The organism is Calothrix rhizosoleniae SC01 (assembly GCF_900185595.1).
Lineage (GTDB): Bacteria > Cyanobacteriota > Cyanobacteriia > Cyanobacteriales > Nostocaceae > Calothrix_A > Calothrix_A rhizosoleniae.
Genome location: NZ_FYBH01000025.1, coordinates 20,451 through 27,626 on the forward strand (window position 1 = coordinate 20,451; position 7,176 = coordinate 27,626).

Annotated in this window: 6 protein-coding genes; all 6 read right to left on the reverse strand. The window is 42.6% G+C overall.

Features of this window, described 5'->3' with window-relative positions; translation table 11 throughout:
• Positions 1–163 precede the first annotated feature (163 nt).
• The 6 genes from infB to CALSC_RS01250 all read right to left on the reverse strand — a co-directional run bounded on the left by infB (position 164) and on the right by CALSC_RS01250 (position 6,987).
• Positions 164–3,253, reverse strand: coding sequence for a translation initiation factor IF-2 (gene infB / locus CALSC_RS01230; RefSeq protein ID WP_088239616.1), 3,090 nt, complete (start codon positions 3,251–3,253; stop codon positions 164–166).
• A gap of 450 nt (positions 3,254–3,703) precedes the next feature.
• The gene (locus CALSC_RS01235) at positions 3,704–3,970 is read right to left on the reverse strand and encodes a YlxR family protein (protein ID WP_088239620.1); all 267 of its coding nucleotides are present in this window, start codon (positions 3,968–3,970) and stop codon (positions 3,704–3,706) included.
• Between the two features lie 66 nt (positions 3,971–4,036).
• A complete protein-coding gene (gene nusA / locus CALSC_RS01240) occupies positions 4,037–5,416 on the reverse strand; it encodes a transcription termination factor NusA (protein WP_088239617.1) in 1,380 nt (459 codons plus the stop codon).
• 32 nt (positions 5,417–5,448) lie between these two features.
• Positions 5,449–5,601: a hypothetical protein gene (locus tag CALSC_RS26190; protein WP_159460544.1), complete on the reverse strand. Its 153-nt coding sequence runs from the start codon at positions 5,599–5,601 to the stop codon at positions 5,449–5,451.
• A gap of 136 nt (positions 5,602–5,737) precedes the next feature.
• Positions 5,738–6,199, reverse strand: coding sequence for a ribosome maturation factor RimP (gene rimP / locus CALSC_RS01245; protein WP_088239618.1), 462 nt, complete (start codon positions 6,197–6,199; stop codon positions 5,738–5,740).
• Positions 6,200–6,495: 296 nt separating this feature from the next.
• Positions 6,496–6,987 (reverse strand): hypothetical protein, encoded by a 492-nt coding sequence (locus CALSC_RS01250; RefSeq protein ID WP_088239619.1) that lies wholly within the window; start codon positions 6,985–6,987, stop codon positions 6,496–6,498.
• Between the last annotated feature and the right edge of the window lie 189 nt (positions 6,988–7,176).

Here is a 7,176-nt window from a genome sequence, read left to right on the forward strand (position 1 = left end):
AGATGAAAATTTAAATCTAAAATCTAAAATCCAAAATCTAAAATCGTATGACCTTGTGAGTTGCTCATTGTTTCCCATGATTTTTGTGGTGAGCTCAGTAGCTCACCACAAAATAGGGAGATTCACTTGATGATGACCTTGATAACAGAACATCACTTGTGTCCTATTTCGTCATGGAAAGGGTACGACGCTTAGTCACCATTTGGAAGGCTTCGATAATATCACCTTCTTCCCAGTCGGTGTATTTATCAATGCCAACACCACATTCATAGCCAGAGTTAACTTCCTTAACGTCATCTTTCATCCGTTTGAGGGAATCTAGGGCATTTTCATTAATCACCTTACCACCTCGAACCACTCGAACTTTACAATTACGGAGTAATTTGCCAGATTGCACATAACAACCTGCCACAGCTCCTTTACCAACTGCAAACACAGCTCGAACTTCGGCTTGACCTAAAGGTTCTTCTACCAACTCTGGTTCTAGTAGACCTTCCAAAGCACCTTGGATATCTTCTAGAAGTTTGTAAATGATGTTGTACTCTCGCACATCCACACCAGCTTCATCTGCAGCCTGTCGCGCACCACTGGCATAGGTAGTATTGAAGCCAATAATCACTGCTCCACTGGCTGCTGCTAGGTCAATATCAGTTTGGGTGATTTCTCCAGCAGATGACAGTAATAGGCGAATTTGCACCTCATTTTGGGGAATTTGCTTCAGGGATCCGACTATGGCTTCGATAGAACCTTGCACATCTGCCTTGAGGATTAAGTTCAGTTCCTTCAAGTCACCTTCCTGTGCCTGGGCTGAAATACTGGTTAGAGTGACCCTTCCTCCTTGTAAGAGGCGAGACAGACGCTGTTTCTCTGTACGTTTGGCAGCTAATCCTCTGGCTTCTTTGTCGCTTTGGAAAACATCAAATTCATCACCAGCTGCGGGGACATCACTCAGACCCAAAACCTCCACAGCAAAGGAAGGATAAGCCGCTTCAACCCTAGCGCCCCGATCATCCACCATCGCCCGTACTTTACCAAATACCGGGCCAGCTACTAACATATCTCCTACCCTTAAACTTCCGTTTTGGATTAATAGGGTAGCCACTGCGCCCTTGGCTTTATCCAAATGAGCTTCAATCACAGTACCTTTGGCTGGACGATTGGGATTAGCAGAAAGTTCTTCTACTTCCGCTACCAACAGGATCATTTCCAAAAGGGTATCCAAATTTTCGCCCTGGATAGCACTCACTGGCACCATAATGGTTTCGCCACCCCATTCTTCTGGAGTTAAACCATATTGTGTCAATTCTTGCTTAACCCGGTCTGGCTGTGCCCCTTCCTTATCAATTTTGTTGATGGCAACTACAATTGGCACTCCTGCAGCTTGGGCATGACTAATTGCCTCAATGGTTTGAGGTCTGACCCCATCGTCAGCAGCTACGACCAAAATAGCAATGTCTGTCACCCGCGCTCCCCTTGCTCGCATGGCAGTGAAAGCTTCGTGACCGGGAGTATCTAAGAACACAATTTGCTGGGTTTTACCATCATGTTCAATATCCACATGGTAAGCACCAATATGTTGGGTAATTCCCCCTGCTTCTCCAGAAGCAACTTTAGTTTTACGAATGGAGTCCAACAGAGTTGTTTTACCGTGATCTACGTGACCCATAATGGTGACAACTGGGGGACGACGGTGGAGATTTTCCAAATCTTCCACATCTATCATCTCAGTTACCTTACGAGCCTCTGCCTCTGGTTCTTGAGTTTCAATTTCAATTTCCAGTTCTTGGGCAACTAAAGTAATGGTAGGGATATCCAGATTTTGGGTAATACTTACTGCCATACCTTTGATGAACAGAATTTTCACAATTTCTGTATCCGCGATCGCTAAGGCATCGGCAAGTTCTTGCACCGTCATGGTGCTGGTAATTACTAGTTTGCTTGGACGTTCTCGTTTTGGTTCTGCTTCTCGGCGACCTTTAGATTCGCGGGAGAAACTTGATGATTTTTTACCTCTAGTTACTGGAGCAGCAGGGGTTTTTGTAGTGACAGGCTGACTTGGTTTAGCAGTTTTGGGTTTGGGGGGTCTAACGATGGCACTGCTGATTTGCACTGTATCATCACCATCTAAATCTTCATCTTCATCAAGGAGATCTTCTTCAAAGTCTTCCTCAACTACTATGGGTTTAACTCGTTTACCCTTGACTGCACCTTTACCAGACTTGCCAGCATCTTTGATTTCCTCAATTTCCTCTTCCTTATGCCGCTTTTTCCCAAGTTTAGGAAGACGAGGTGGAGTCGGTCGCTTGAGTTCAATAACTTCGGCATCTGTGTCCATTACTTCATCATCTGCATCCTCCTCCGTATCTCCTACTTTCAAAGAAATTGCTTTCGGTGGAGTAGCAATGGGTGAAGCTGCGGCTATACCAGGAGGCGCAGAACGTGGGATTCTAGGTTTTGAGGTCTCTCCTCCAGATTTTGGTCCTTTCTGTTCTGGTTTGGTGGATGGTGTGGGACGGGATGATTTTGGTGATGGTGTTACTGATGTATCACCGCTTGTTGCACCTGAATTTGTTTTTGGTTTGGGTCGATCTCGCTTAAGGATTGGGCGAGCGCTCACACTACCTTGCCCGGTCTTAGCTGGCTGTTGAGCAGGTTGTCTGCTTTGAGGAGCAACCAACTGAGGTTTTTGGGGTTTTTCCAATTTAGGTTTAGATGGGGGAGCTGATTCTGGAGTTGCCGTTTGCGTTTCTTGATTAAGGGTTTGATCCTCAGTTTTCTGAGAATTCTGAGATTTTTCCCTGGATGTGTTTCGAGTAGGTGCCGTTGGCTTCATAGATGGAGCTGATGGAGCAAAAGGTCGGGGTGGAGCAGGATGAGAAGTTTCAGAAGATGAAAATTGCTTATTAGTAATTTTTGAAGCCTCTGAGGCTTGGGTTGTGGAATCTTTCAATTGAATTTTGGGCTTACGAATTTCCAAAATTTGTTGTTTGTGGGCTGCATCAGTTTGGTTGTGAGAACCATCTGAGGGATTAGGCTTATGACTGTGGGAGCTACGATCTTGTTTTGGCGTTACATGTGTTGTTGCCGCCAGTTTTTCAGCAGCTGCCCGGATTCGTTCTGCATCAGATTCTGTAATTGTACTACTATGGCTTTTGACCGCAATGTTGAGCTGGTCGCAAATTGCTAAGAGCTCTTTGTTATCCAAATTCAATTCCTTTGATAATTCGTAAATTCTAACTTTGCCGTTGTTCATCCACTCTTCCCCTTTTACTTACAGTGTTAGCGGATGGTTGCCCGCCGTTGCGACATCTCCATCCTATGATTACTGTTTGCGGTTGCCGTTATTGATTTTGACGGTGCCTCCAATCAGGAAAGAGAGATGTTTCAGTTTACTGCTGGCATCTCCACCAGTAGTGATGATTGATGCTACATTGCGCGCGGGCGCTACCAGATTGCCATTTTGTAATTTTTAATTTTGCTGTTAATTGTGAGTCTTCCACAACTCCATTGAGTAAATTATTGTTTAGGAGTATTACTTCGCCCCTGTGTATATTGAACATTTTCCTTTTATGCCACCCTTTTACTATTTTGGCATTCACGCAAGTAATTGCAGAGTTTGTAATTGTATTTATTCCCAATAATTTTTTTGGATTTGAGTACAATTTTTCTGTTAATTACAGCACCTCAAGTCTTTCAGGTTAATTTATGATGATTTCTCATCATATTGGGCTAGGCGTTGCCACAATATTTCATACAGTGTTTCTGGCACTGATGCATGTAGCGATCGCCCTAGTCGATTTTTTTTCTGAGCTGCAGATAAGCAGCTAGGCTGTGGACAGATGTAGGCAGAACGCCCCATGCCCTCATCCAATTGTACCTGTCCAGAAGGAAAGACGCGGACAATACGCCAAAACTCTTGTTTTATACCTATTCTACGACAACTAATACAACGACGAAAATTTGGTTTCATTACTCCCAAAACTGTATTTATGACAGTAGGCTGGTAATTAAAAATCACCTCCTATCAATTGTTTACTTACTCTGCATAGCCGGCTTCAGTTCTGTCAAAGTTATCTTGTGACAGTTCTTCCAGCATTGTATCTTCAATCTCCTCCTGTATTTTTATTGTATCTTCCTGTGGCTCTTCTGCCTCTGGTGACTCCTCTGGTAACTCTACTTCTAAGCTTGCTGACTCTGTTTGTTCTGCTTCTAAACGTTCCAATTCTTCTTGCTCTGCTTGATGTTGGGCTCTAGCTGCGGCGAATTTTTCATCTTCTGCTGCGTAGTCATATTTTGCTTTATCTTTGATATCAATTTTCCATCCCGTCAGCCGAGCTGCCAAACGAACATTTTGTCCTTCTTTACCAATAGCTAGACTCAGTTGGTCTTCAGCTACCAACACATGGGTTTGTCTAGTTTCTGGATCCATTAAACGGACTTCATCAACTCGCGCTGGACTTAAAGCATTAGCAATGTAGGTTGCAGGATCTGGGGACCAACGAATCACGTCTATTTTTTCCCCTCGTAGCTCATTTACTACCACCTGAATCCGTGATCCCCGAGCTCCAATACAAGCACCTACAGGATCTACATCACGATCAAGGGTATCAACTGCTATTTTAGTTCGGGGTCCTACATAACGGGAAGGGGGATTAGCTTCTCTGGCGACAGCAACAATCCTGACGACTTCATCCTCAATTTCTGGGACTTCATTGGCAAATAAATACACCACTAATCCGGCATCTGCCCTAGAAACCACGAGTTGTGGTCCTCTCTGCTGACCTTGAGAAACTTTTTTTAAGTAGACTTTAAAGGTCGCATTTGCCCGATAATTATCATTAGGGAGTTGTTCTCGTTTGGGTAATTCAGCCTCTACTTCTGGTTGACCAAAGCCACTAGTAACTGCCAAAATCACAGATTGTCTTTCAAACCGCAATACCCTAGCTTGCAATACAGTACTTTCCAAGTCTTGGAACTCTTCCTGTACCATCTGTCGCTGCTGATCCCGTAGTTTTTGCGCCAGAACTTGTTTCGTTTGCATGGCTGCCATACGACCAAAGTCTTTTTGCTCTGGAGTCACATCTAGGACGACGGAATCACCTGATTGAGCTTCAGGAGCTACTTCTTGTACTTCTTTCAGGGAAATTTGATGGTCAGAATTATCAACTTCTTCAATAATAGTTTTGGTAGAAAGAACACGAAAACCTTCTTCTTCAATATCCAGTTCTACTTCAAAATTATCAAAATAATCTTCATCAAACTGTTGACGCTCTAAATTTTGAGCTCGGCGATAACGTTCATAACCTTTGAGTAATGCTTCTCGTATTGCCGATTGGACTGCGAGACGGGGTAAGTTTCGCTCGCGGCTGATACTTTCAATTAGTTCTTTTAATCCTGGTAAACTCACCATCGACATAAGCCGTCTCCTTAAAATTTTTACATAAGCATTCAGTTATTTTTGATGATTAGCTTGGCTTGCTTGGAAGTTCCTATCCACAACCCAAAATCACTCAACAAATAACCCTTTTGGTCACCCATACCACCAAGAAGACAGAAATATACATCTGGCTTGTAGTTGCTAGTAGTGACCAAATTACTCACTTTGTTTGCCTATGGAAGACATACAGAGAAAGAGATTTCCGTGTAAAGGCTCTTTCCACAGGTAATTTGTCTGTGTCATCCATCAGCAGAGCCATACACGGATATAGCTAATGGCGGTTGTAAAATTTACAATCGATTAGCTACTTTCATCTAGTAGCACCTGGGTAATGTGAGAACAAGAAATAGCAACTGTACGACCTTTCTTGTTCAAATAAACTGCCGTTTCATCCCGACTAATCAACTTCCCTCTCCACTCTTGTTGTCCTTCATAGGCTGGAGAAGTAGAGATAATTACAGGAAATCCTTTAAAGGAAATAAATTCCCGATCCGTTGTCAATTGTCTGGAAATACCAGGACTAGATATTTCTAAGGTGTAGGCATCTGGAATGATTTCCGCCACGTCTAAGGAGGCTTCTAAGGCACGACTCATGCGCTCACAATCATCTAAACCAGTGTCTTGCTCTGGATTACGGATATCTACCCGCAATATTGGTGGACTTTGGTTGGTATGAAAAACCACGCCAACTAATTCCAAACCCAGCTCTTGTGCCACTGGTTTTGCTAAATCAATAATTTTTGGGACTAAGGGATGAGTCATGCGAAAATTCCAACAAAAAAAGTGGGCGTTGACCCACTTCCTGCGATAAGAATATCTTCCAAGAAGTCTTTCGACGAATCTTCGTTGATTCGCCTCTAAAATGAGTGTAGCGCATTTTTTCTAGGGCGAGAAGTGTAGAAACAATATCAATAACTATGGAAACTTACATATTTACTGTGGCTAAGTTCTACACATCGAGCTGGAAAATGGGGAGTGGGGAGTAGGGAATCGGCATTCAAGAAGGGTTATTTTCATCTTTGGTTCTCAGATTTTTTCATGGAGCATGACTGAAAAATTTATTTCTGTGTAATATTTTCAGGTACATTACAATATTCATTTAGCTGCTTGAACAGGGTATCAAAACTTTTGCCAGTAGATTTAGCAGCCGTGAGGTGAGCATCAATCTGTTCCTTGGCTTTTTGGATTTTAATCCTACCATCTAGTGATGCTTTGGCTGCTTTGGTCGCCCCTAGGGCCTTCCCGGCTTTGGCTATTTGCTGATTCAGAGTCCCAAATATCTTGGTAAACTTAGTTTGAAAATCGACTAGTTTGGGATCTTTAAAGTTTGTTTTTTTGAGAGATTTAGTGACTTTTTCCAAATCTTTTGCTAACTGCAAACTAGTTGTGACTTGATAACCTTTGTCTTTTTCAATTAAACTATTCCCTTGATCAACAAGTTTAATCAATCGTTGACATTGAGAGACTCTAGTCTCGCTACAACCAGCAATCCACAAAGCAGCACTCAAGCTTATAGGAGTTAAAAATATATACTTTTGCCAAATAGACATTAAATTACCCGTTTACTATCTATCATTTCAGTTATCAGTTATCAGTTATCAGTTATCAATTTCCCGTTTAAGAGTTGGAGAAGAATAATTAGGTGGGTTTATCTATGTCGCTTGGCTAAGTGCTTTTTCACCTATATTACCTACAATGGAGGAGCAATAATTCCACCAAAAGTTAAGTAAGTAGGTTGG